The sequence below is a fragment of the Gordonia sp. LMA167 genome (genome assembly GCF_058130025.1).
In genome coordinates this window covers 547,825-572,903 of sequence record NZ_CM176708.1, presented here as the reverse complement: position 1 = coordinate 572,903, position 25,079 = coordinate 547,825, and the positions used below count along the sequence as shown (strand labels likewise).

General features: G+C 67.6%; 19 protein-coding genes. 10 read left to right on the top strand and 9 right to left on the bottom strand.

The window, feature by feature from the left end; genetic code table 11:
- Positions 1–48 precede the first annotated feature (48 nt).
- Both ACVT6V_RS02610 and ACVT6V_RS02605 read left to right on the top strand, forming a co-directional pair.
- Positions 49–492 carry a MarR family winged helix-turn-helix transcriptional regulator gene (locus tag ACVT6V_RS02610; protein WP_489898256.1) on the top strand — a complete coding sequence of 148 codons (444 nt, stop codon included), beginning with the start codon at positions 49–51 and terminating at the stop codon, positions 490–492.
- Positions 493–775: 283 nt separating this feature from the next.
- The gene (locus tag ACVT6V_RS02605; protein ID WP_489898255.1) at positions 776–898 is read left to right on the top strand and encodes a hypothetical protein; all 123 of its coding nucleotides are present in this window, start codon (positions 776–778) and stop codon (positions 896–898) included.
- Positions 899–947: 49 nt separating this feature from the next.
- Here ACVT6V_RS02605 and ACVT6V_RS02600 read toward each other — a convergent pair whose 3' ends face one another.
- Positions 948–2,135, bottom strand: a complete 1,188-nt coding sequence (locus ACVT6V_RS02600; RefSeq protein ID WP_489898254.1) for a Fic family protein — start codon at positions 2,133–2,135, stop codon at positions 948–950.
- A 72-nt stretch (positions 2,136–2,207) separates the two neighbouring features.
- On the opposite strand from ACVT6V_RS02600, the gene ACVT6V_RS02595 reads away from it, so the two are divergent.
- On the top strand, positions 2,208–2,714 hold the full coding sequence (locus ACVT6V_RS02595; RefSeq protein WP_489898253.1) for a hypothetical protein: 507 nt from the start codon (positions 2,208–2,210) through the stop codon (positions 2,712–2,714).
- Here ACVT6V_RS02595 and ACVT6V_RS02590 read toward each other — a convergent pair.
- On the bottom strand, positions 2,707–3,591 hold the full coding sequence (locus tag ACVT6V_RS02590; RefSeq protein ID WP_489898252.1) for a LysR family transcriptional regulator: 885 nt from the start codon (positions 3,589–3,591) through the stop codon (positions 2,707–2,709). The two genes, ACVT6V_RS02595 and ACVT6V_RS02590, sit on opposite strands and share 8 nt — an antisense overlap.
- Before the next feature lie 136 nt (positions 3,592–3,727).
- On the opposite strand from ACVT6V_RS02590, the gene ACVT6V_RS02585 reads away from it, so the two are divergent.
- The 4 genes from ACVT6V_RS02585 to ACVT6V_RS02570 all read left to right on the top strand — a co-directional run bounded on the left by ACVT6V_RS02585 (position 3,728) and on the right by ACVT6V_RS02570 (position 10,046).
- Positions 3,728–5,092, top strand: a complete 1,365-nt coding sequence (locus tag ACVT6V_RS02585; RefSeq protein ID WP_489898251.1) for an MFS transporter — start codon at positions 3,728–3,730, stop codon at positions 5,090–5,092.
- A 291-nt stretch (positions 5,093–5,383) separates the two neighbouring features.
- Positions 5,384–7,090, top strand: coding sequence for an acyl-CoA dehydrogenase family protein (locus ACVT6V_RS02580; RefSeq protein ID WP_489898250.1), 1,707 nt, complete (start codon positions 5,384–5,386; stop codon positions 7,088–7,090).
- Positions 7,087–8,289 (top strand): CaiB/BaiF CoA transferase family protein, encoded by a 1,203-nt coding sequence (locus tag ACVT6V_RS02575; protein ID WP_489898249.1) that lies wholly within the window; start codon positions 7,087–7,089, stop codon positions 8,287–8,289. The genes ACVT6V_RS02580 and ACVT6V_RS02575 overlap by 4 nt, the downstream gene beginning before the upstream one ends.
- Positions 8,290–8,453: 164 nt before the next feature.
- Positions 8,454–10,046 (top strand): HNH endonuclease signature motif containing protein, encoded by a 1,593-nt coding sequence (locus ACVT6V_RS02570; RefSeq protein WP_489900690.1) that lies wholly within the window; start codon positions 8,454–8,456, stop codon positions 10,044–10,046.
- Between the two features lie 21 nt (positions 10,047–10,067).
- Here ACVT6V_RS02570 and ACVT6V_RS02565 read toward each other — a convergent pair whose 3' ends face one another.
- Complete coding sequence (locus ACVT6V_RS02565) at positions 10,068–10,190, bottom strand: hypothetical protein (protein WP_489898248.1); 123 nt, start codon at positions 10,188–10,190, stop codon at positions 10,068–10,070.
- A gap of 916 nt (positions 10,191–11,106) precedes the next feature.
- On the opposite strand from ACVT6V_RS02565, the gene ACVT6V_RS02560 reads away from it, so the two are divergent.
- A complete protein-coding gene (locus ACVT6V_RS02560) occupies positions 11,107–12,411 on the top strand; it encodes a hypothetical protein (protein WP_489898247.1) in 1,305 nt (434 codons plus the stop codon).
- 9 nt (positions 12,412–12,420) lie between these two features.
- Here the strand turns inward: ACVT6V_RS02560 and ACVT6V_RS02555 are convergent, their stop codons facing one another.
- Both ACVT6V_RS02555 and ACVT6V_RS02550 read right to left on the bottom strand, forming a co-directional pair.
- Positions 12,421–13,122 carry an SGNH/GDSL hydrolase family protein gene (locus ACVT6V_RS02555; RefSeq protein WP_489898246.1) on the bottom strand — a complete coding sequence of 234 codons (702 nt, stop codon included), beginning with the start codon at positions 13,120–13,122 and terminating at the stop codon, positions 12,421–12,423.
- Positions 13,119–14,606 (bottom strand): MFS transporter, encoded by a 1,488-nt coding sequence (locus ACVT6V_RS02550; RefSeq protein ID WP_489898245.1) that lies wholly within the window; start codon positions 14,604–14,606, stop codon positions 13,119–13,121. The genes ACVT6V_RS02555 and ACVT6V_RS02550 overlap by 4 nt, the downstream gene beginning before the upstream one ends.
- Positions 14,607–14,721: 115 nt before the next feature.
- On the opposite strand from ACVT6V_RS02550, the gene ACVT6V_RS02545 reads away from it, so the two are divergent.
- The gene (locus ACVT6V_RS02545; protein ID WP_489898244.1) at positions 14,722–15,336 is read left to right on the top strand and encodes a TetR/AcrR family transcriptional regulator; all 615 of its coding nucleotides are present in this window, start codon (positions 14,722–14,724) and stop codon (positions 15,334–15,336) included.
- On the opposite strand, the gene ACVT6V_RS02540 is transcribed toward ACVT6V_RS02545, so the two are convergent.
- Positions 15,329–16,174 carry a DNA-3-methyladenine glycosylase family protein gene (locus ACVT6V_RS02540; protein WP_489898243.1) on the bottom strand — a complete coding sequence of 282 codons (846 nt, stop codon included), beginning with the start codon at positions 16,172–16,174 and terminating at the stop codon, positions 15,329–15,331. The two genes, ACVT6V_RS02545 and ACVT6V_RS02540, sit on opposite strands and share 8 nt — an antisense overlap.
- A 48-nt stretch (positions 16,175–16,222) precedes the next feature.
- Between ACVT6V_RS02540 and ACVT6V_RS02535 the strand changes: the two genes are divergently transcribed.
- Positions 16,223–16,735, top strand: a complete 513-nt coding sequence (locus ACVT6V_RS02535; protein ID WP_489898242.1) for a nuclear transport factor 2 family protein — start codon at positions 16,223–16,225, stop codon at positions 16,733–16,735.
- A 12-nt stretch (positions 16,736–16,747) separates the two neighbouring features.
- Here ACVT6V_RS02535 and ACVT6V_RS02530 read toward each other — a convergent pair whose 3' ends face one another.
- From ACVT6V_RS02530 to ACVT6V_RS02520, 3 genes are all read right to left on the bottom strand, one after another.
- Positions 16,748–17,950: a S8 family serine peptidase gene (locus ACVT6V_RS02530; RefSeq protein WP_489898241.1), complete on the bottom strand. Its 1,203-nt coding sequence runs from the start codon at positions 17,948–17,950 to the stop codon at positions 16,748–16,750.
- A gap of 530 nt (positions 17,951–18,480) precedes the next feature.
- Positions 18,481–21,732, bottom strand: coding sequence for an ATP-binding protein (locus ACVT6V_RS02525; RefSeq protein WP_489898240.1), 3,252 nt, complete (start codon positions 21,730–21,732; stop codon positions 18,481–18,483).
- Entirely contained in the window at positions 21,729–24,992 is a 3,264-nt protein-coding gene (locus ACVT6V_RS02520) for an ATP-binding protein (protein ID WP_489898239.1), read from the bottom strand. Before ACVT6V_RS02520 ends, ACVT6V_RS02525 begins: the two co-directional genes overlap by 4 nt.
- Positions 24,993–25,079: the final 87 nt, after the last annotated feature.

The following is a 25,079-nucleotide window of genomic DNA, read 5'->3' as shown; positions in this document are numbered from 1 at the left end:
ACGCACGAGCCTTGACCTCAACTGAACTTGAAGTCTTAGCGTCGTGGTGTGACCAATGACATGCAGCCGCCGCTGCGGCAACCGATCGGATTCTGGACGGCCCGCGCAGGCGAGGCCATCCGCTCCCGAACCCGTTCTCGTCTCGCCGAGGCTGGCATCACGCAGCCGGAATGGTGGGTGCTGCACCAACTGTCGCTACACCGAGACGGTGTCGCAGAGCACGATGTGGTGGCGACGGTCGGACCGAACGAATCCGACACGGCGATCACCACAGCCATCGACGCCGCGATCGACAAGCGCTGGATCGTGCGGGACGCCGGTGTGCTGACGCTGACCGCAGCAGGTGCCGAGCGGTTCACGGCCGGGGCCGGCGTTCAGGGTGAGCTGGAAGCCGAACGTCGCCAGGGTATCTCCGATGACGACTTCGCGACCACCATCACCGTGCTGCAGCGCACCATTCGCAACGTCGGCGGCCAGGCGTGGCACTGGTGAGTGACGCCCGCGCCGGACACTGAACGTCTAGGTAGCTGAAAAGTCCACCAACTCGCCCGTTGTTGTACGTTGGCCTACACGATGTCGGCGACACAGTGATCTGGTGAACCTGTTGTGCGTCTCTGATCGGTGACTACATGCACCAGATTTCATGAAGAGCTTGAGGTATTTCCACGCCATATGTCGTCGCGGGTCTGTGAGACGAACCCCGCGGCCCGCAGATCGGTGGGGATCGCTTCGGCGACGTCGTCGACGCCGCTCGGGAACCGGCCGACGTCGCTCGTTGGCGACGCCGTTCTACGCGGACACGATCGGCGTGGTGGGCGGCGCGCGCGACCAGCGTCGTCGGAACTCCGGCCCGGAACAGATGACCACCGATCACACCGCCGACCGCGCGGCGCCATAGATGACGAAGTGTATGCCGCCCAGGGTGGGCGGGGTGGCTGACGGGACGGTTACTCGGCGAGGGTGCGCCGACCGATGGCCGCCGAGAGCGAGTCGAGTTCCGCGAGGACGTCGGTGGCCGCCCAGATCTGGTTGCGGCGACTCGATGTCAGCGGCTCCAGGACGCCGGCACCCGTGAGCCGGGCCAGGGCGCGGTAGGTGCTCACGTCCGATGTCATCGTGATGCGTTGTGCAGTGTCGGCATCCATGACAGGTGTCGCGAGCAGCGCGTCGATCAACGCGGCATCGGCCGAATTCGCGCGAGGCCGGGCCCGGTCACGCCACTCGGTGGGGAGTTCGGCAAGCACGCGGGCGGTCTCCACGGAAGCAGCGACCGCATGTACGGTCCCGGATGCCACATAAGCGACGAAGCCATCGACATCCCCGGTGCGATAGTCGTCGAGCTTCGCGAAATAGCGGGTCGTGTTGGCCAGCATCGCCGACGCCAGGGGAATCGTGACACCCTCGGTGAGACCTCGGCGTCGCAGGATCGCGCTGATCAATGAGCGACCGATACGGCCATTGCCCTCGACGAACGGGTGGATCGATTCGAATTGTGCATGGGCAATCGCGGCTTGGGCCAGGATCGGCAGATCACGCCGATCGCTGAATCTGATCAGATCGTCCATCAGCGGGGCAACCGCTTCGGGCGGGGGAGGGACATACATCGCACCGAGCGGTGAATGATCGCTACCGCCGATCCAGTTCTGCACATCGCGAAGAGCCCCGGCTTCGCGAGCCTGATAGTAGTCGGGCGCCATGAGCGTCCGGTGCGCCCGAAAGAGAAGATCAAGTGTGATGGGGCCATCGTTCGCCGCGTCGACCATTGTGATCAGGGCTCGCACTGCGGCGAGCTGGGATTGTGCTTCAGTACCGGACTTCGCCCCCGCCAGAGCCTTTCCGAACGCGCGCAGTCCCGCGTCGATATGTTCGATCTTCGATGACGCGATCGCTTCGCTGCGGAGCAGGAAGTCCGCGAGCGGCGCCAGGTGAACGCCATATCCGGCCTCGAGTCGGGCGACCGCGATGACGGCATCCTCGTGACGTCTGGCAACGGCGGCAGTGGGGTTGTAGTCGAGGTCCGCGATCATCGGTGGGATCGACACATCGATGGCACGCAGCGTGCGGTCCGCGCGTGATCCCGACCGCCCGCGGGGCTCCCATGGACGTTCCTCGATGCGGCACGCGGGCCAGGTCACGGAATCTCCCAGAACTAGAAAAGTACACCAACGTGCCTGATATTGTACTTTGGCACCTATAAAGTTAGCTATGTGGCTGTGTGGGTGAACCTGAGCCCCTCCATGATCGGTGACTACATGACCTCGCGTGTCCGCCTGCCACGTCGGTGGCCGCTGTGGGGCATCGTCATCGCGGTCGTCGTGGTGATCCTGGTGATCGCCGCACTGCATGGGCGCACCACGATCCAGAATCGCGAAGACAGCGAATCCGCAGCCACCGATCACTGCGTCACCGCGATCCGCGACGACGTCCGTGACCGGCTCGAGAGCAACGGCGGCAGCGGATCCCAGGCCGGTACCGCCGAATTCTCCGACGTCAAGACACGCACCTCGGGTCTCCGCGACGCCGAGCTGACCGCGCTCCGTGAGGCCGGGCGTGACCGGTCGACGGTGGCCACGAGCTGGGCGGTCACCGGAACCGTCCGCATCGAGGGCGATCTGCCGAGCGGTTCCGGCCTCGGACCCAACAACACATTCCGATGTACCGCAGCCGTTTTCAAGGACGGCGCCTTGCTGGTCACCGGTCGGCAGATCAATTGAGCGCGGAATTGCGCACCACTTCGACCACCCGCTGCGCGGCCGCAGAGATCCGATCGGCGCGCCACGCCAACGCGATGCGCAGCTCCGGAACGTCGCCGTCGATGGGGCGGTAGACGACGCCGTCGACCGTGATGTGAGTGGTGGCCTCCACCACCACCGCCACCCCGATCCCGACGCCGACCAGCGCGAGCAGACTGTACGGATCCGGAGCTTCACGCGCGATCTGCGGGATGAAGCCGGCGGCCGAACACAGCGCGAACGCGGCGTCGCGCACGCGGGAACCATGCGCGGAGGGGTACACGACGAACGGGTCGTCGACGAGGTCGGCAACCGACACCCGCTCGTGTGCGGCCAGCCGGTGCTCGGCGGGTAGGGCCACCACGAGCGGCTCGGTACGTACGGTCACCGTGGACAGGTCCGGCGCCACCGGCAAGGCGACGATCCCCATGTCGATCGCACCGTCGTCGAGCAGGTCCACCACCTCGCCGGAATAGGTCTGCGGCCGCAGGTCCAGATGGATGCCGGGATGTCGTTCGGCCATTTCGCGTGTCAGCGCGGACAGCGCCACATAGCCACTCGCCCCGCCGAACCCGATCCGGACCACCCCCGTCTCACCGGCCGCGGCTGCCCGGGTCACCGTCCGCGCCGCCTGTATCTGTGAGTCGATGATGCGGGCCGGGCCGAGCAGGGCCGTCCCGGCGGGGGAGAGCTGCACCGACCGGGTGGTGCGGATGAACAGCTCGACATCCAGTTCTTTCTCGAGGGAACGGATCAGCTGACTCAGCGGTGACTGCGCGATGTGCAGCTTGGCGGCCGCGCGGCCGAAGTGCAGCTCGTCGGCGACCGCGAGGAACGCCCGGATCTGACGCAACTCCACAGGTCACCGCCTTTATGTATCGACCACCACATAGTTATGTGGAATTAGGTCCTGGACTTTACATGATGCTGGTCGGAGAGTGATGGGAGTCTCACCACATCGACGCGAACCGGCGCGTCACACGAGAGGAGCACGAGTGACCTCGACAGTCCCGAGCGCGGACCCCAGCGGCGACGCCGACCAGCCGCCGTACGACGTCCGGCAGGCCCGCAAGGCCGGCATCACCGCCTTCGTCGGCACCACCATCGAATGGTTCGACTTCTACATCTACGGCACCGCCTCGGCACTCGTCCTGGGGCGCCTGTTCTTCCCCGACGTCTCGCCCGCCATCGGAACGCTGGCCGCGTTCGCCACCTTCGCCGTCGGGTTCGTCGCCCGTCCGGTCGGCGGCATCATCTTCGGTCACTTCGGTGACAAGTTCGGCCGCAAGAACGCGGTCATCATCACCCTGGCGTTGATGGGTGCCGGCACCATCGGCGTCGGGCTGCTGCCAACTTACGCGACCATCGGTATCTGGGCACCGATCCTGTTGGTGCTGCTCCGGGTGCTGCAGGGCATCGCGATGGGCGGCGAGTGGGGTGGCGCGGTGCTGATCGCCACCGAGTTCGCACCGAAGGACAAGAAGGTGCTCTACGGCGCGTTCGCCCAACAGGGCTCTCCTGTCGGCAATCTGCTCGCCACGCTGGCCTTCTTGGCGCTGTCGGTGCTGTCGGACAACGTCTTCGACACCTGGGGCTGGCGACTGCCGTTCCTCGGCTCCGCAGCCCTGGTCATCGTCGCGCTATATATCCGGCTCAAGATCAGCGAGACGCCGGAGATGCAGAAAGCCGCAGCGGCGCAAGAGCGCAACCGCATCCCCATTGTCGAGGTACTGCGCTCGCACGGCGGAAAGGTGTTGCTCGGTATCGGCGCGGTCGTCGCCGGCGTGGCCATCACCTACATCAAGACGACCTTCGCGCTCAGCTGGGCGACATCGGATCTCGGCTTCGGCCGCAGTGAGTTCCTGCTCGTGGTCACCATCTCGCTGGTGGTGCAGGTGCTGGTGCAGCCGTTCGGTGCTGTGCTCGCCACCCGCATCAACCCACGTCGCGCCGTCGCCGTGATCCTGCTGCCCGAACTCGTGCTGCTGCCGATGATGTTCCTTTTGGTGAAGACCGGGTCGTTGACGCTGGCGATCGTGGGTATGGCGCTGGCCACCGCCCCACACGCCATGTACTACTCGGCACTCGCCGGTATTCTCGCGCAACGGTTCCCGACGCACATCCGCTATACCGGCATCTCCCTCGCCTATCAGGTGTCGACGGCGATCTTCGCGGGAACGGCGCCGATGATCAGTCAGTTCCTGCTCACCAAGTCCGGATCGATCTGGCCGGTGGTCGGTCTCGCGCTCGGCTACGTGCTGCTGTCCCTGATCTGCATGCGCATCCTGCTGCGGCCCGATGGGGTTGAGGCGGTGGATGAGGTGCCGGAGCGGCTGGAAGCGGTTGCGAGTACGTCGTGAAGTGTCGCCCCTTCGTGACGCATCCTCGCAAGCTCGGAGGCTCCTCAGGGAGCGGTGAGGTGACGCATCCTCGCAAGCTCGGAGGCTCCTCAGGGAGCGGGAAGTTCGCGCGGGCGGGTGATCCGTTACCCGATCCCTGAGGAGGCCCGGAGCGCTAGCGGAACCGTTACCCGATCCCTGAGGAGGCCCGGAGCGCTAGCGGAACCGTTACCCGATCCCTGAGGAGGCCCGGAGCGCTAGCGGAGGGCCGTCACGAAGGGCGCCAACAACAACTGACCTGAAAGGCATTTGATGAATTACGCACACACCGATCCCGCACTGACCGCGGTCGTCGACCGGTGGATCGACGCGGACGACCGCAACCGGACCGACGCACTGCTCGACCGACTGGGCGCCGACGCCGCCGAGCGGCTCACCGATCTGGCCGCCGTGGCCGACCAGCATCCGCCGGTACTGCGTCAGTTCGACCGGGACGGCAACCGGATCGACGAGATCGACTATCACCCCGCCTACCGCGAGCTGTGCGCCGCCGCCTACTACGAGTACGGGCTGTCGGCGCTGTCGCACAAAGCGATTCACGGATGGACCACCAAGCCACCGCATCTGGTCAAGTACCTCGCGTCGTACCTGTTCGTGCAGTCCGAATTCGGTTTGGCTTGCCCCGTGTCGATGACCGACGCCGCCGCTCGCACGCTTCGCATGTTCGGGGACCCGGAGATTTTCGGGCCGTGGATCGACGGGCTCACCTCCACCGACCCGGCGACGTCGCTGACCGGTGCCATGTTCATGACCGAACCGCAGGCCGGCACCGACATCGCGCAGACCTCCACGACGGCGGTCCGCGACGGTGGGACGTGGAGGTTGTCCGGGAAGAAGTGGTTCGCCTCCAATCCCGACGCCGACGTCATCATCACCCTCGCCCGATTCCCCGGCGGAGCCGAGGGTTCCACCCGCGGTGTCGGAATGTTCATGGTGCCCAAGCACCTTGCCGACGGCAGCCGCAACAGTTACACCATCGACCGGCTGAAGGACAAGCTCGGCACCCGGTCGATGCCCAGCGGCGAGGTCACCCTCGACGGGGCCGTCGGCATCCAGGTCGGAGCGCTCGACCGCGGTTTCCGACAGATGGCCGAGATGGTCAACACCTCGCGGCTGTCCAACGCGATGCGTTCGACAGCGCTGATGCGACGCGCCGTGCGCGACGCCGTCGCGCACACCCGTGAGCGGGTCGTGTTCGGCCAGAACCTGTTCGATCAGCCGCTCATGCGGGCCACCCTGCTACCACTGTTGCTCGACGCCGAGGCCGCGCTCGCCCTCGTCGGCTACAGCGCGAACTGCCTGCGTCGCGCGGACGACGGGGACAGCGACGCACGCAACCTCATCCGTATCCTCACCCCGATCGCGAAACATCATGTCTGTAAACGTGCCCGGCACGTGACCGGCGAGGCGATGGAGATCCGCGGCGGGAACGGCTACATCGAGGAGTGGGGATTCGCGAAGCTGCTGCGCGACGCCCATCTCGGCTCCATCTGGGAGGGATCGTCGAACGTCATCGCCCTCGATGTCCTGCGTTGTATGCGCAAGCAGAACGCACATCGGCACCTCGCGGACACGATGATTGCCACCCTCGCCGGCCTGGGCCCCGACTGCACGCCCGGAGCGGACATGTTGACCGAGCGATGGCATCGGCTCGTCACACGCGGGGACGATCTCCTCGCCGCCGATGACGCATCCGCTCAGATCGCCTGTGCCCGTTACGCCGACGACCTTGCGCAAGCGGTGCTGGCGACCCAGCTGTTCGACATCGCCGCCCACCGCCTCAGCGCCGCCCGCGGCTACCGTTCGCTGCTCGTCGCCAACGCGTATCTGGCCGGCCTCGACGGCGAACCCTCAGCCGTCGCCATCGAGCACCTGGGCGCCATCGCCGACGGCACCGACGTCACGCCCGAGGTGGTCCACGCCGCCGCACCCCGCACACTCGCAGGAGCAGACGCATGAACACCGACGCAACCACCAACTCCGGTCCGGCGCCACTGGCCGGGATCAAGGTCATCGACCTGTCGAAGATCCTGGCCGGCCCGTACGCCACCATGTCGTTCGCCGACCTCGGCGCCGAAGTCATCAAGATCGAACACCCCGACGGCGGCGATCCCACCCGCACCTGGGGCCCGCCACTCGTCGGCGACGACGCCACCTACTACCTTGCCGTCAACCGCGGGAAAAAGTCCGTAACCGTCGACCTGAAAAGCGAAGAGGGGCAACAGCTCATCGACCGCATGCTCGCCGACGCCGACGTGGTGGTGGAGAACTTCCGGCCGGGCAGCAGCCTGCAGAAGATCTTCGACTACCGGGATCTCTCCGCCCGCCACCCGCACCTGGTGGTGTTGCACATCTCAGCGTTCGGCGAGGAAGGTCCGCTACGCGACGAACCCGGCTACGACATGATCGCCCAGGCGGCCGGCGGACTGATGTCGCTGACCGGTGAGCCCGGCGGGGCGCCGATGAAGGCCGGCTATGCCATGGGCGACCTCGGGGCCGGGCTGTTCGGTGTCATCGGGGTGCTCTCCGCGCTGGTCGAGCGAGCCCGCACCGGACGCGGCCAGTACGTCACCACGTCGCTCTATGAATGCCAGCTGGCCATGCACGTCAACTGGGCGACCAACTACTTCGCCGACGGTCACCGTCCGCACGGCATGGGCTCGGCGCACCCCAATCTGGCTCCCTATCAAGCGTTTCCGGCCTCTGACGGGTACTTCGTGATCGCGGTTGGCAACGACACCCTGTGGGATTCGTTGTGCGCGGCCATCGGACGCCCCGAGCTGGCACAGTGCGAGGAGTTCTGGCGCAACCGCGATCGTGTGGAGAACCGGGAGAAGTTGGAACAGGTCCTGTCCGAGGTGTTCGCCACCGGCACCGTGAAGCACTGGTGCGCACTTCTCAAACAGCACGGAGTGCCGGTCTCGCCCATCCGTCATCTCGACGAGATCTACGCGGACCCGCACACCGAGGCGATCGGAATGGTCGGCACCGTGGCTCATCACACGGGAGAGCTGCGGCAGATCGGCTTTCCCGTGAGCTACTCCGGTGTGAGGCCACCGCTACGAACCGCGCCGCCGCAACATGGCGAGCACACGCGTGAGGTGATCGACCGGTTGCGCGACGACGCCGAGGACCAGTCCGCGTTGATGGCGATGTGACGGTCGAGCAGGCCTCATCGTCGGCTCATTCAAGGGGCGTGTGATGTCACCGATGTCCTGATGCAGAACTGTCACCGATGTCCTGAGCGATGACACTTGCGGGACGCCCGAATGAGGTCTACTCTCGAACGTATATTCGAACGATGGTCCGCTGGGGGGTGGGTATGGCCGAGCCGAACACGCACGACACGCTGAACGCACAGGAGTCGTTGTCGGAGGTGCCGGGTCTGCTCACCGAGTTGCATGCGGTGTTGGATCGGTTGGCGGCGGCGGATCTGACGCGCTGTAGTGATGCGGAGGTGCTGGCGGTGGCGCGGGCCTCGGAGCGGGCGGTCAATCGGCAGTTGTTCGAGGGTAATCGCCAGATTCTGGAGTTGTCGGATCGGGGTGTGCCGCGGGCGATGGGGTTTCGGAGTTTGACGAACTTCCTCAATGTCGAGGTGCGGGTCTCCGAACCGGGCCGGCGGAAGGATCAGATCGCGGCGACCGGGCGGATGCGGCAGTTGGGTGGGCAGTGCGCCGAGCCACGCTTTCCGGAGTTGGCGGCGGCGTTCGCGGCCGGTGAGGTCGGCCCGGCGCATCTGAGTACGGTGATCGACATTCTGGAGACGATCCCGCAGCAGGCGCCCCACGACAAGAAGGTGGCCGCGGAGGCGTCGTTGGCCGAGTTGGCGGTCAAACACACTCCGGATGAGATCGTGATCCTGGGTCAGCGGGTGTTGGCGCATCTGGATCCGGATGGCGAGTTGACCGACGACAGTGATCGTAAACGTAAGCGGAATCTGTGGCTGAATCGGCAGAACGCGCAGCAGATGTCGAAACTGACCGGCCATCTGGATCCGGAGACCCGGGCGTTGCTGGAGATGATGCTGGCCGCGTGGGCCAAACCCGGTCTCAACAACCCCGAGGATCCCGACGCCCCTTCGGGTGCCGAGGAGGACGCCGACCCCGAGGCGGTGAAGGCGGCCGCCGCCCGTGACACCCGCACCCAGGCCCAGCGCAATCATGATGCGTTGGCGGCGTTGTTGCGGGCGGTGTTTGCCGATGGGTTGCTGGGCAAATCCCATCGGGGGTTGCCGGTGCAGTTGATCGTCAAGGCCGAGCTGAATGATCTGATCCGGGAGACCGGATTCGGCACCACCGCCACCGGGTCGCTGTTGCCGATCACCGATGTGATCCGGTTGGCCGCCGAGGCCCAACAGTATTTGGCGGTGTTCGCCGATGCTAGCCCGCAGCCCCTGTATTTCGGGCAGGCCAAACGGTGTGCCACCCGGGCTCAACGGTTGGCGTCGTTCGCCCGCCCGGACGGGGAGGTGTGCTCGGCACCCGGCTGCGATCAGCCGGCCTCCCACGTCGAACTGCATCACGCCCGCCGCGACTTCGCTGCCGGCGGGTTGACCGACATCATCGATCTGGCCCCGGCGTGTCCGAAACACAACCGGATGGTCGGACCCGGGATCGGCCAGTTCACCACCGGCATCTACGAGGACGGCCCCCACACCGGCCGCACCTGGTGGCGCCGCAACAGCGCCGACGGTGCACCGCCGAACCCGCAGGACTTCAACCGGCGCCCCGACATCGCGGTGTTGTATGCGCAGCATCTCGAACAGGTCCGCGCACAACTCCACCCACCACCGCAACCAGACGCGCCGCCGCCCGACGACGGCCCGCACCTACATCTCACCGAGACGATCCCCACACCGATCTCGGTCATCGAAGCACGCCTCGCACTCGCGCTGCTCACAACCGTCAACTGAGGGCCACGGAGACCGCGAGTATCACGACGCGCCGTCGTAGGTATCCATCCCGATCATTTCCGGCTCTGTCGCCTGCAAGCGCTGTCCGGCGGCACCGGTCTCGGGATGAGACCGGCGCTCGCGCAGCGATGCGGTTGCCGTCATTTGTTCAGAGGACATAGGCCGCCTCGAATCCGGCATCCACTAAGTTGGACGAGTTGTTGCCGATCTCGATGGGGGTTCGATGATCTACCGCAGAGTGTGTGTGTTGCTACTGGCCGCGACAATGGGGGCGTTCGCGTTTGTCGGTGCCGGGAGTGCCGCGGCGGAGCCGCAGTTGCCGCGAGTCAGCCAATACGGCGAGAACATCGGGGCATTCGGTGACCACGACTACTGCCGGGGCGCGCTCCACCTGGGCATGGTGGCTCCGAAGGGCAAGAGGGGTGTGATTCGGCTTACTGTCACGCCATTCGGATTTGTTGGAGATGGGTCCGGGTGGCAACGCAATCCCAAATGTCGCTTGCGAGTTGCTATTGCGGTTATCAGTCCGACAGTCCCCTACGAGGTCATCTCGATCCCCGCCGCGTTCGGGCCTCGACGCGGTGAAAAGATCATCCGAGACATTCGGACCGGATCGGGACCGTTGTGGCTCACTGTGAGTGCAACCTCGATCAGCAACCGAAATGCGCCGCAAAGTTACGGAACATCCTTTTGGACAATCGTGCCGTAATCCGAGCGGACGAATCTCGCCGGCTCCCCAACGTATGACAGCGCCGACTCGGCGGTCCTTTCACCGGCATGGCACAATCCGGACGGCAGGTATCGGTTTGTCGGGGGGATTTACGTGCTGCTTATTGATGACGGTCGTCATTGCGGCCGTGGCGAGGGCTCCATCGAATGCTGTTTCGTGCTGTCTGCGGCTGCGCAGGATTCCCATCGTATGAACGCGGATTGAATCTGGTCCGCACATCGCCACCGAAGCAATCGCCACCGAAGCAATCGCCACCGAAGCAATCGCCACTGAAGTAATCGTTCAGAGGCTCCCTGGGGTCGGAGTCTCCATCGAAAGGACAACGCGAGCATGGGTCAGCCGTCGAAGCGGGGAGCGCGGCATCGTCTCGAACCAGAGGATCGGCGGTCGCCGTTGCGGTTGACCCTGACCTCCGCAGCCCTGGCGGCGTCCATCGCGACCGGGATGGGCGCGGGCCTGGCCCAGGCCGCACCCGAGCAGGGCGGCACCAGTCCGAGCGACACCGCGCCTCAACAGGGCGGGACCACGCCTGGAGAGGCCGCCCCCGAGCAAGGTGGCACCACGCCGACGCCCGAGGTCGCACCTGTGGCAGTTCCCGGACCGGGGTCATTGCCGGCACCGCCACAGGAGGCCCCGTACCAGCCGTATGTGGAGCCCGGCACCTATGACGCGCCGACCTATGACAACGCCTACGATCCGGTCCCGGCTCGTCCGCTGACCGCGCCCAAGCCGACCGCCCCGGTACGGCCGATCGCGCCGCCGCCCGACAAGATCCGTGTCGGCAACTACATCACCGACATCCCGGAGGGCATGTCCGACAAGGACGTCAACTCCATCAACGCCTGGTCGGCCTATGGCGAGGCGAAGATCGCGCAGGGGTTGATCTCCGTGGGCGTGCCCGCGGACGAGGCGTCGCGGCAGGCGGCGTCGACGATCATCGGCGTGATGACCGGCGCCACAGCGGGTGCGGTGACCCTGGGTATTCCAGCAGCGGCCATGGGCGCAGTGGGCGGTGCGATCATCGGCGTTCCGGTCGGCGCGGCCGTCGGTGCCGTCTACAACGGCGTCACGTTCGCCTGGATGTTGCCAGTGGCCGGTCTCGGGGACGCGGCTTGGCTGGGCATGGTCGGCACCGGCGCCGGAGCCGGCGCACTCATCGGCATCCCGGCCGGCGCCGCCGTCGGTGCGCTGGCCGCAGGCGCCGCCGGTGCGGCCATCGGCGCCGTTGCCGGTGGGATCGCCGGTGGCGCATTGGCCTACGCCCTCGGCGCGGGCGACCCCGGCGCCAACCCGGACGAGCCGTGGAAACAGGATGATCCCGAGGCCAATCCCCTTCCGAATCCGGGTGCCAATCAGTTCGAGCTGACACTCTCAACAGCGGACGCGCAGAAGGCCGGGCTGCCGCCCGTCGACTACATCGTCAACGCACGTGGCGACGTCCACCTGTCGGTGGCCGGTGTGCAGGCGAACTGGTCGGTGGAGCAGGCCATGGCGCCCTACGGTCTGCTCGGTGCCCGGGCCCACGGGGCCGAGGACTCTGCGCGGCAGGGCACCAAGCAGCGGACCGGCGAGGCCGGGGACGCGATCCGTGGTCTGCACGTGGCGTGGCCGCAGGAGACCGCGCCGACGGTCTGATCGCTGCCCTCAGCAGGCCTGCACCGACAGCACACTTTCCCGGTGGTACCGCGCCAATGACTCGGCCACCTCCGTCGCCACGACCGCGTGCCCGGCCATCGTCAGATGGATGTAGTCTCGACTCAGCCAGCTCGGTCGCAACCGCGCAGGATGTTCCCAGAACTCGGTGAGCACCGCATCGTGACGTCGGGCCACGCGACGCACCACATCCGCGAACTCCATGAAACGTGGCCGCATCCAGAGAAATTCGCCGGTGAACGCATCGGCGAGGGTGAACAACGACAGCGTCGCGCCGGTCGCGCCCAGTGCCGCACACAGATCATCGAGGTCACCCTCCAGGGTCCCCAGGGCGGTGTCCGAGCGCAGCAGGTCGTTGCCGCCGCACGACACGTGGATCAGGTCGGGTCGGAAGTCGAGGACGGACTGCAGCTGCTCGGCGTGCACCTGGCCGATCGTCGCGCCGATCTTCCCGGTGTTCAGATAGCCGAGGTCCGGATGAACGGACCGCAGCATGCCGGCGACCCGGTCGGCCCACGGAACGTCGGCGTAGCCCGGCCATGAATCGCCCGTGCCGGCCGCGATCGAGTCGCCGATCACCGCGAATCGCTGCCACGGGACACCGACCAGCATGTCTCGGGCGGCAGCCGGCGACAGCACCATGGGATCGTCCTTCTCGCAGTCGTTTTCGGTGGCAGTGAGGTCGTAGTTCATGACGGTGTCTCCTCGTTGCGGGTGGGGATGGCTGTGCAGGCGGCGGCCGCGAGAGCGATGGCCGAACACACGGCGAACAGGGTGTGGAATGCGGTCACCGGCTGGTCGGGGATCGCGGCGAAGACGGCGGCGAGCACGGCGATGCCCAGTGCGCCGCCGGTCTGGCGAGCGGTCACATTCATCCCGATGCCGGCGGCGAACTGATGTGGCGGTGAGGATTTCGCCACGGCCGTACCGAGGACCGTGATGATCATACCGATCCCGGCGCCACCGAGGATGCCGCCGGGCACCCACGCGAGCCAGAACGCAGGATCGGTGCTCCAGACGTCGGTGCTCATGTACAACGTCGACGCGGCGAACAAGACGGCGCCGACCACAGCGAGGCTGCGCTGCAGATGCTCTGGTGCCCGACCGGCGGCCACCGCCGCGACCATCGACGCGAAGGCGCCGATCGTCATCGCACCCGCGGACTCCAGCACTGAGTAGTGCCAGATCGTGTCGAGCCACAACGGTCCGGCCAGCAGCCACGCGAACATGGTGACGCCGAAGACGAACGAGGCGGCGTTCGCGAGCGCATAGTCCCGATTGCGCCACAAACCGACCGCGATGGCCGGCCGCGGATGCCGACGGGACCGCAGCAGGGCCACCGCCAGCAGGGCCGCACCGCCCATTCCGCACACCAGCGCCCGCCAGTCCCAATCCCAGTGCTGCCCTTCGGTGACGGCCGCGACCACGGCGCCGATCCCCACAGCCGTGGCGACGGTACCGAGCAGGTCGGGCCAGCCACGATCACCCGTCCGCGTATCGGGCACGGTGATGATCGCGCCGACGGCGATGAGGACCGCGGCCACCGGAACGTTGATGACGAACACCGACCGCCAACCGAACCACTCGACCAGAGCGCCGCCGACCGCTGGTCCCACGGCTGCGGCCAGCCCACCGGCCGCGGTCCACGCCGCGATGGCGGTCCCGGCCCGCTCGATCGGAACCGCGCTGAGAACCAGGCCCAGACCCGCCGGGATCATCAGCGACGCCGATGCGCCCTGCATAACTCGACCGGCGATGAGCCACTCGATGTCGGGTGCGAATGCGCACAGCAGTGATGTCAGCGCGAACCCGGCCAACGCGCCCAGCAGGATGCGCCGCCGACCGATCACATCGGCCAATCGCCCTGCGGGCGTGAGGAACGCGGCGAACGCGATGGCATACCCGCTGACCACCCAGGTGAGTGTCGCCGAGGGGGTGGCGGGGAAATCGCGAGCGACGACCGGGAACGCGATGTTGACCACGGACAGGTCGAGAAACGAGACGAACGCAGCGCCGCATGCGACTAGCAGCGCGAGCCGGGCGGTCCGGGGATTCGAAGGGTGTGTCGTCGGTGCGAGACCCGACACTCGCACATCGGACGCAGGGACATCGGGCGCAGGGACATCGGGCGGAGGGGCATCAGGCGGAGGTGTATCGGTCAGGGGGAGATCGGTCATCGGACTTCCTTCGCGACGATAATAGTCAACGGACGGTCGTACGTTTTGTTCGAGATGTGGAAAACAATACGACCGATCGTTCGCCTTTTCAAGACCGAAGTGTCACGATGGAGGGGTGAGTGACATCGAGCAGACCACCGACAAGCGACTGATAAAGGGGCAGCGAGCTCGCGCGACGATCGCGCGCCACGCGGCCGACGTGGCTTCGGCGGAGGGCCTCACAGGTCTGAGTCTCGGTCGGCTGGCCGACGACCTGGGGATGAGCAAGAGCGGTGTCTCGACCCTGTTCGGTACCAAGGAGAAGCTGCAGCTGGCTGCGGTGCAGTCGGCCCGCGAGGTGTTCATCGACAATGTCGTGACGCCGTCGTTCACCGAACCGCGAGGCATGCGGCGGCTGACGACACTCATCAACCGGTGGCTGGATTACGTCAGCGAGCCGGTCCTGTCCGGGGGATGCTTTCGAGTGGCCACCACGGCCGAATTCGACAGCCGCACAGGCGCGGTGCACGACGCCATCCAGGCCGACAACCGAGAGTGGTCGGACTGGTTGGAGAACGAGATCCGCGAGGCGCAGGCCCAGGGGCACCTCGAGGGGCGTGACCCCCACGAACTGGCCTTCGAACTGAACGCGCTGGTGACGGCTGCCAACACGGGCGCGCAGATGGGTGACGACACTGCCCTGCCCACCGCCCGATCGATCATCGACGGGCTGTTGGCAGAAGCTAACTGACGTTCCGGTTTTCCGCGAGGGCCCGCAGGTACACCGACGCCCACGTGCGGAACGGGCGCCACAACTCCGCGACGTCGGTCAGGGGACGGTCAGGACCGTAGAGGTGCGCGACCTCGGCTTCGAGCCGTCGTTCGTGGGTGGGCACCACGTCAGGTGCGTTGGCGCCGCGCAGGACGATGAGCTCGGCGGCGAACGGGCCGATGCCGGTGATCTGCTGGACGGCGTCGATGGCCTCCTCGGGCGGTTGCGCGCGCAGTGCCGCGGTGTCGAGGGTGCCGGCGAGCGCGGCCTCGGCGACCGCACGCAGGTACTCGCCCTTGCGGCCGGGCAGATCGAGCTCGGCGCGTGCCAGCCGCTCGGGCGCCGGAAACGCGCCGTCGTCACCGTGATTCGCGATGAGGGTCTCCCACAGCTGCGCGGCCTGCACGATCCGCACCCGCTGGCTCAGTACCGACCACGCCGCAGCCTCATAGGCCGAGTGAAATCCACACGGACGCAGCCCGGGCAGCTTCTGCTGCGCGCGGCCGATCACCGGATCGCGCTCACCGGCGCCGGGCCAACTCCGGGCATCGACGTCGAGGGCGAGAAACCGTGCGGCCTGAACGGCGGCGGCATCGAGATCGCCGTCCCCGTCGACCGACAGTTCGGCCACCTGATCGCGCTGCATCGCCGACAGGTGAGCCACCGACCAGTCGGCGTCGACCCGGAAGACCGTGGTCAACGTCGCGTCCTTCTTCTGGTCCCGCAGCGCCGCCGGCGTGAATCCTTCCCAGAACTCGCGACTGGTGTCCAGGGACCACGGTCCGAGGACCTCGCGCCGCACCGTGTGCGTGGTCATGTTCTCGAGTATGCACCCCGTGCCCGACAGTCCTCCTATCGTGAACCCATGAGTTCCACCGACGACCTCGCCCGCCGCCTCGACGACCTCGACCGCATCGACGCGATCAAGCAACTCAAACACCGCTACTGGCGTGCGTGTGATGCCAAGGACCCCAGGATGTTCCGTGAATGCTTCATCCGGTCCGGCGCCCGCATCGACTACGGCCCGCTCGGCGCCTACGACGACGTCGAACCGATGGCGAAGATCTTCGAGCAGGTCGCACTGCACACCGTCGACGGCGAGTACGTCATCTTCGACATGCACCACGGCATGCATCCCGACATCACCCTGACCTCCGAGACCACCGCCACCGGACGGTGGACGCTCAAGTTCCGGCAGGTCAACCTGCTCGACCGCACCGAAGCGATCATGACGGGGGAGTACAGCGACGACTATGTCGTCGAGGACGGTGTCTGGAAGATGGCGGCCTCCACCCTCACCGAACGCTGGTCCATCCGGAGACCACTGGGCGACGGTGCCGAGGTACGGGCCGGGGCGTTCGACCCGCCGCGCCAGTAGGTCCGGGCCGACTCAGGGCGCGGTGGCCAGCCCCGCGCCGGCGTCGATCTGCGGAAGGGGCAGGACCTCCGCATCGGTCACGAGCGCCTTCCACAGTTCCTTTCCGGTCTTGCCGGTGCTCTGCACCACGAGCGCGGCGATCCCGGCGACGTGCGGTGTGGCCATGGAGGTTCCGCTGATCGTGTTGTACCGGGTCGGCATCGGCCAGGACGAATAGACGTCCAATCCGGGTGCGGCGATGTCGATGGCCCCGCCGGGTACCACGGTTGCCCGCGCCGAGAACGCCGCCATCTTCAGGTCCGAGGCCAGCGCGGCCACCGACATGATCGACGGTGAATTGGCCGGACTGCCGATGAACCCGGGGTTGGCCGGGCGCTGGGCGTTGTTCCCGGCCGCCGCGATGATGAGCGTGCCCGCGGCCAGCGCACGCTGCCCGACGACCTCATAGGCGAGTACCGGTTGAGCAACGTTGGCGCCCAGGGACATCGACACCACCTGGCATCGGTTGGCGATGGCCCACTCGATGCCTGCCAGGATTCCGGCGTCGGCGCCGGAGCCCTGATTGCTGAGCACCTTGCCGGCGAAGATCGCGGCATTCGACGCGATGCCGTAGCCACGCGCGTTGGTGATCCGCCGCGGACCGCAGGACGTTCCGATGCAATGGGTGCCGTGCCCGTTGCCGTCCTGGACGTCTTGCCCGGCGACGAAGGACTTGGTGGTGATCGACCGTCCCGCGAAGTCCGGATGAGTCAGGTCGAAACCGGTGTCGAGCACCGCAACCCGGACGCCGGTGCCGTCGAACTGGGAGAGCAGCGCACGGGTCGCCTGGAGGCCCCAGGTGTAGAGGCGTCCGTCGGCCAGATGCGTCTCGAGCGCCAGTGGCGCGGCGAGGGCGTGCACGACGTGTTCGGGTTCGACGGCCACGATGGCCGGATTCTGGTCGGCCACCTCGCTGAGAGACTCGAATGCGGTGCCATCGACCGTCGCCACCGCCACGCCCAAGCGCTCGAAAATGGTGGCGTCGGACGCGTCGAGGTCGTCGGCGGAGGTCGACTCGATGCCGGCTTCGTCGCTGGATGCGATCGAACTGATGCCGCTCACGGAGTTGAGTGCGGCTACGCGTTGCTCGTGGGTGCTGTCCTCGGTGAACGTGATGATCTGACGCCCGGTCGTTTCTGCGGCGTCGGGTGTGCTGGTGTCGTCGTCGGAGATCATGGTGGGTCCTTGAGATATGTTGGGGTGGAGGCGAAGCCGAGCGAGCTCCGCGCACGTCAGAATGAGCCGCGGGTGGCTCGATGGCACGAGTAGCCGGCTACGTCAGATTGCTGCTCGGAAATGGGGTAGCCGACCTGCGGCTAATCGGGTAGCCGGCTACCCGGGTGGTCGAGCGCCTGGGTGTCTAGGGTCAGCGGGAGGGGTGCTCGGGATCGAGGTCTGGTGTGGTGGTCTCGATACGCGACTCACTCCGTTCGCTGCTACTCGACCAGCGGCGGGTTGGGGGTGGTGGTGTCGATACTCGACCAGCGCGGGTTGGGTGTGGTGGTCTCGATACGCGACTCACTTCGTTCGCTGCTACTCGACCAGCGACGACGGGGCTGGGTTGTGGTGGTGTCGATACGCGACCGGCGGCGGGTTGGGTGTGGTGGTCTCGATACTCGACTCACTACGTTCGCTGCTACTCGACGGGCGGCGGGTTGGGTGTGGTGGTCTCGGTACGCGACCAGCGGCGGGCTGGGTGCGGGCGGTCAGCCGGCGTCGATCTGCGCGAGACCGCGTCGGACCTTCGCGTCCAACTCCGCCGCCACGTCCCGGTGGCGCTGGGCTGCTGCGGGATCGCCGATGAGGTCGGCCAGCTCTGCGAGGACCACATCGACAGGACCGAAGGTGACGCTGCCCGAATCGAATCCGGCGATCACGCCCGACCAGTTCTGCAGCACTGCATAGAGATCGCGCGCCTCGTCGACCATGCGCAGGCGCACCAGGGCCCGCGCGTGGAAGACCTCGACCGTCGTCCAGTAGTAGTCGCGGGTCACGTACGGGTCGGTATCGGCGATGGCACGGGCCTCATCCTCGCGGCCCGCGTCCAGCAGGGCGACGACGTAGATCCAGGCGACGGAGTGCGGTGCCCGTTCGTACCAGCGTGCGGCGTGATCGACGACGTGCTCGATCGAGCCGCGGACCCAATCCACCGACAGGCGACCGACCTGGGCGAAGTCCTCCCCGGACGGTAGCCCGGCGGCCGAGAGCTGCATGGCCAGAACAGTGTAGGACTGCTCCGCGGCCTCCAGCCGGCCGCGCATGACGTCGAGGACGGCGTTGAAGGCCGACAGCACCACCACGAGTTCCCCGACGCGCCCGCTCGTCGCGCACGCCATGGCCCGCTGCACCTCGGCGGCCGCACCTGCGGGATCGATCGCGCGGGTACGGGCCAGGAACATGAAGAATCGTGCTGCCGCCTCGTATTCGAGGCTGCCCGCCTCTTGCGCCGTCGCCAGGAAGGTGTCCACCAGCTCGGGATAATCGCCGCGGTGGTCGGGACCGAGTGAGGCGTACACCAGACCGTTCAGTGCGGCGCAGCGCAATTCGATGTCGCCGAGTGTATCGGCCAGGTCCATCGCCGCGCGGGCGCATTCATACGATCGATCCTCGTTGATTCCCTCGTGCTCGAACACTGCCGTGACGAGCAGCCGCACCCGATCGGCGCCGGTGCTGGTGGGCAGAGCGCGATCGAGTGCATCGACCATCACCTCGTCGGGCACACCCTTGGTGCGGGTGGTCCAGATCGTTGGTGTGCGCCAGCAGGTCAACGCCGACACCACCGTCGCCTGATCACCGGTGGCCTCCGCGAGCCGAACCGCATCGGTCCGCCGGCTCCGCGCCAGTGAGATCTCACCACGATGGGCGAGGGCGGTGACGAGGTCGCCGAGCGCGTGCACCATCGCGGAACGATCGGCCAGCGGGGCCGTTGGCCGATCGTGTCCGGCCAGGGCATGGAGGTCCACGGCGTACTGCCACAGCTCGGCGGAGTCGGCGGCCAGGTCGCCGGAGCGGTGACGCGCTGCCGACTCGACGACCTCGAGGGCCTGTTCGCCGGTGGCCCCGGCCGCTCCCAACGCGGCATGAACCGCGAGCTCGTCGGCGGCCGAGCGGGCCCTGTGCTGGAGGAATTCGAAAGTGCGCCAATGAAGCCGGCGCCGCCGCAGTACCGGGATGCCGTCGTAGACGGCGTCGCGCATCAGGACGTGATTGAACCAGACCGTGTCCACCTCGGCGGTAAGCAGACCGGCCACCACCGCGGTGTCGATCGCATCGAGCACCGTGTCCTCGGCGCCGGACGCATCCGGCCAGAGTGCGATGAGGGCGTCGATATCGGCGCGCCGACCGCAGACGGCGAGCAGTCGGAGCACCGAGATGGTGTCATCGGGGAGCCGTTCCACCCGCCGCAGCAACACTTCCCGGACACCACTCGGAATCGTCTTCTGCGCGTCCCGCGTCCCCCGTGACGCAACCAGTTTGGCCAATTCCCGCACGAACAGCGGATTCCCGTCGGTCCGGGATCGCAGCAACGCGAGGGTGGTGTCATCGACGGGGTCCAGGCCGACATCGGCGGCCAGCGCCCGGATACCGTCGTCGGAGAGACCGGCGAGGGCGAGGAGGTCGGCGGTGGCCGACACCAGCGAGGCACCCGTCGCCAGCAGTTCGGTTCGTGCCTCCGACGGCCGGTACGTCGCGAGGATCAGCACCGGCCGGTCGGCCAGCCAACTGACCGTCTGCCGCAGCACCTGCAGGGTTGCGCTGTCGGCGCGGTGGACGTCGTCGAGTGCGATGACGATGCCGGCATCGGCCGGTCCCGACTCGCAGGCGCTGCGGATCTGTCGGGCGATGAGGAACGGGTCGTCGAGTTCGTTGTCGCCGCCCAGTTCCCCGACGATCTCTCGCCACGCCCAGGCGGTGGGCGCACCCTCGACCTCGGGACAGTGTCCGATGGCCGTGGCCCACCCGGCCGCGCGGAGCCGACCCACGGCGAGCTGGGTGAGTGTCGACTTGCCGCCACCGGCCTCGGCGGTGATCCAGACGACCCGCAAACCGGTGTGGCGCACGGTGTCCGCGTGCTCGAGCAGTTTCTCGATCTCGGCTTCTCGTCCGGCGAATGCCGGATCATGCGCGATGTCGGTGCGCAGGGACTCGGCGGGCTCGGATCGGTGCACCGGCGCCGACGGCGCGGCCGGTAGCTGCAGATCCGGATCCTGCTGCAGGATGGCCGCTTCCAACTCCCGTACCGGCGGGGACGGGTCGACGCCGAGTTCGTCGGCCAGATACTCACGCACCGTCCGGAGCGTATGCAGGGCGTCGGCCTGCCGGCCCAGACGGTATTGCGCCAGAGCGACCAGCCGAAACAGTTCTTCCCGTGCGGGATGACGCTCGCACTGCCCGGCGAGCGAGGCCACCACCTCGGCTGGACGGCCCAGTTCCAGTGCGGCCGCGGCCCGTTGTTCGATGGCGGTCAGATGCAACTCGTCATACCGCGCCACCTCGGCGCGGGCCCAGTCGTCGGTGGCGTGCGGCCCGAACGGCTCCCCACGCCACAAGGTCAGCGCATCACCCAGCCGTGCATGGCGGGTGGCGGCATCGCCGTCGACGGCGTGGACGAGGTCGGCGAATCGCCACAGGTCCACCGCATCCCGTGGCACGCGGAGTGCGTAACCGGGCGGCTCGCTGACGAGGATGCGGGCCGGCGACCGCGGGGCCCGGCCCGGTTCGAGGATTCGACGAAGATTGGAGATGTGGACCTGCAAGCCGCCCAACGCTTTCGGCGGAGGCTCGCCGCTCCACAGGTCTTCGATGAGCCGGTCGGTGGACACCACGTGGCCGTCGGCGGCGATCAGGCGTGCCAGCACCGCCCGCTCGCGGCGCGACTTCACCTCCGCCGGCGCCCCGTCGAGGTCCACGCGGGCCGTGCCGGACATCCACATCGTCACGGCCGGGCTGGTGCTCACGCGATCTCCGCCAGACCGCGTTGCAGCTGCTGTTCCACCTCGGCGGCGATCTGCCGATGCCGCTGTGCCGCAGCAGAATCGCCGAGCAGCTCGGCGACCTCGGCGAGAACCGTGTCCATCGGACCGAACGAGACGCTGCCGGCATTGAGGCCGATCACGGTTCCCGACCACTCACGCAGCGTCGCATACACTTCCGCGGCTTCGGAGACCATGCCGAGCCGCACCAGGGCGCGGGCGTGAAATGCCTCGAGTGACGTCCAGTAGTAGTCGCGACAGATCGGCACACCTGCGTCGACGAGAGCGCGGGCCTCGTCGACCCGGCCGGCATCGATCAGTGCGACGACGTAGAGCCATCCGATCGCCCGCGGGGACCGTTCGTACATCGGCCGGATGTCCTCGACGAGATGGCCGATCGATCCCCGATGCCAGCCGATGCAGAGTTGACCGATGTTCCGGAAGTCTTCTCCCGCCGGGATACCCGCGGCCAGCAGTTCCCTGCTCAGCGCTTGATAGGTGCGATCCGCTGCTTCCAGATCTCCGCGCAGGACATCGGTGACGGCCGCGAACGCCGACAGCACCACCACCAACTCGCCGACCCGGCCGCTCGTGGCGCTCTGCAACGCCAACTGCATCTCGGTGACGGCGCCGGGCAGATCGTTCTCGGACATCCGCAACATGAACAGGTAGAACCGCGCCGCAGCGACATACTCGAGGCTGCCCGCCTCCTCCGCGACGGCGAGGAACTCCTGCGCCAGGCCCGGATACTCGTCCCGACTGTCCGGACCGAGCGCGGTGAAGACACGGGCGTTGAGGGCAGCACAGCGCAATTCGATGTCGTTGATCCCGGAGGCGATCTCGACGGCCTCACGCGCGAGATCGATGGCGAGCTGATCGTCGCTGCCCTCGTACTCCATGACCGCCGCGGTCAACACGTAGGCCCGGGCCGCGCCGGAGATGGTCGGCAGGACTGCCTCGATCGCGGCCGCCATCACGTCGTCGATCACCCCCTTGCTGCGCGTGCTCCAGATGAACGGAGTGCGCCAAGAGGACAGGGTCGTGACGACCAGTGCGGGGTCGCCGATGTCCTCGGCGAGGTGCATCGCCCGCTCCCGGCACTCACGTGCGGCTGTGGTCTCGCCACGATGTGCCAGTGCCGTGACGAGGTTGCACAGCGCGTCGACGAGGGCGACGCGATCGTCACGGGCCGCGGTCGCGTCCTCATGCCCGGCCAGCAGGTGCAGGTCCACCGCGTGCTGCCACAAGGGTGCCGAGTCCGCCGCGAGGTCGGCATCGCCCTTGGTCCGAGCGGCCGCCTCGACGATCTGCAGAGCCTCGGTGGCGGTCGGCGCCGAGGCGCCCAGCGCCGCATGCACCGCGAGCTCGTCGGGCGACGATCGGGAGCTCGACCGGAGGTGTTCCAGTGTGCGCCAGTGCAGCCGCCGCCGACGAAGCGCCGGAATGCCGTCGTAGACGGCGTCGCGCATCAGCACATGGCTGAACCGGGCCCGTTCGATGTCGGTGGTCAGCAGGCCGGCGACGACGGCGGAGTCGATCGCATCGAGCACGGTGTCCTCGGCGTTCGCGTCGTCCGGCCAGAGCGCGATCAGGGTGTCGATGTCGGCGGTCCGGCCGCACACGGCGAGCAGGCGCAGCACCGAGACGGTGTCGGTCGGTAGCCGCTCGACACGTTGCAGCAGCACCTCGCGCACGCCGCTGGGCACCACGGTCCGGGCGTCACGGGAACCGCGGGAGGCCACCAACTTGGCCAGTTCCCGCACGAACAGCGGATTGCCGTCGGTGCGGGACCGCAACAGCGACAACGTCGAATCGTCGACCGGCGCCAGCCCGGCCTGGGCCGCGACCTCCCGGATGCCGTCATCGGACAGGCCCGACAACGTGAGATGGTCGGCGGTCACCGAGATCAGCGACGCCCCGGTGGCCATGAGTTCGGCGCCCGCCTCCGACGGACGATAGGTCGCCAAGACCAGAACCGGCCGATCGGCCAACCAGGTCACCATCTGCCGCAACACCTGCAGGGTCGCGCTGTCGGCGCGGTGCGCGTCGTCGAGCACCACCATCGTGCCGGTCCCGGTGGGGCCGGACTCGCACAGGCCCCGCACCTGGCGGGCGATGAGGAACGGGTCGTCGAGCTCGTTGTCGCCGCCGAGCTCGCCGACGATCTCCCGCCACGCCCACGCGGTGGGCGCACCCTCGACCTCGGGACAGTGCCCGATCGCCGTCGCCCAGCCCGCGGCCTGCAGATGTCCGACGAACATCTGTGCCAAGGTCGACTTCCCGCCGCCGGCCTCCGCGGTGATCCAGACGATCCGGAGTCCGGTGCGCTGGACCGACTCCGCGTGCACGGCAAGCTTCTCCACCTCGGCTTCGCGCCCCGCGAACTCGTGGCTGGGACGGTCGACGGCCGCCCTGAGGTCGGCGGTCCCGGCCGGGGCCGGCGCGTCGATCGACCCAGCGGTCGCCTCCAGCGACGGATCCTGCTGCAGGATGGCCGCTTCCAATTCGCGGACCGGCGGCGCCGGGTCCACGCCTAGTTCGTCGGCGAGATAGCCGCGGAGCGTACGCAGCGTCTGCAGCGCATCGGCCTGCCGGCCCAGTCGGTACTGGGCCAGCGCGAGGAGCCGGAAGAACTCCTCGCGTGCCGGATATCGTTCGCATGCCGCGGGAAGCGTGGCCACCGCCTCGGCCGGCCGTCCCAGGTCGAGCGCGGCCGCGGCGCGCTGCTCGACCGCGATCAGGTGCACCTCCTCGAGCCGCGTGACCTCGGCGCGGGCCCACTCGTCGGTGGCGTGCGGGCCGTACGGCTCACCCCGCCACAGGGCGAGTGCTTGCCCGAGCCGTTCGTAGCGGGCTGCGGCGGTTCCGTCGGCGCCGGTGACGAGATCGGCGAACTGCCAGAGATCCACCACATCGCGCGGTAGTCGCAAGGCGTACCCGGGTGGCTCGCTCACCAGGATTCGTGCCGGTGTCCGCGGGGCGCGGTCCGGCTCGAGGATGCGCCGCAGATTCGAGATGTGCACCTGCAGGCCGGCCAACGCCTTCGGTGGGGGTTCGCCGTTCCACAGGTCGTCGATCAGGCGGTCCGTCGACACGACATGCCCGTCGGCAGCGACCAGTCGGGCCAGGACCGCGCGCTCACGCCGGGACTTGACCTCCCCGGGGTGGCCGTCGACATCGACACGGACGGTCCCGGACATCCTCACCGAGACCGTTGGTCGGGTGGCCTCGACGCGTGCCGACATCTCGCTCCCGTTTCTCGCGCCCAGATCGTGTAATCGTCTGAGCTGAGATTAGCGTCGTCATGCGAGGTCCGTGAGGTTTGCGAGCTG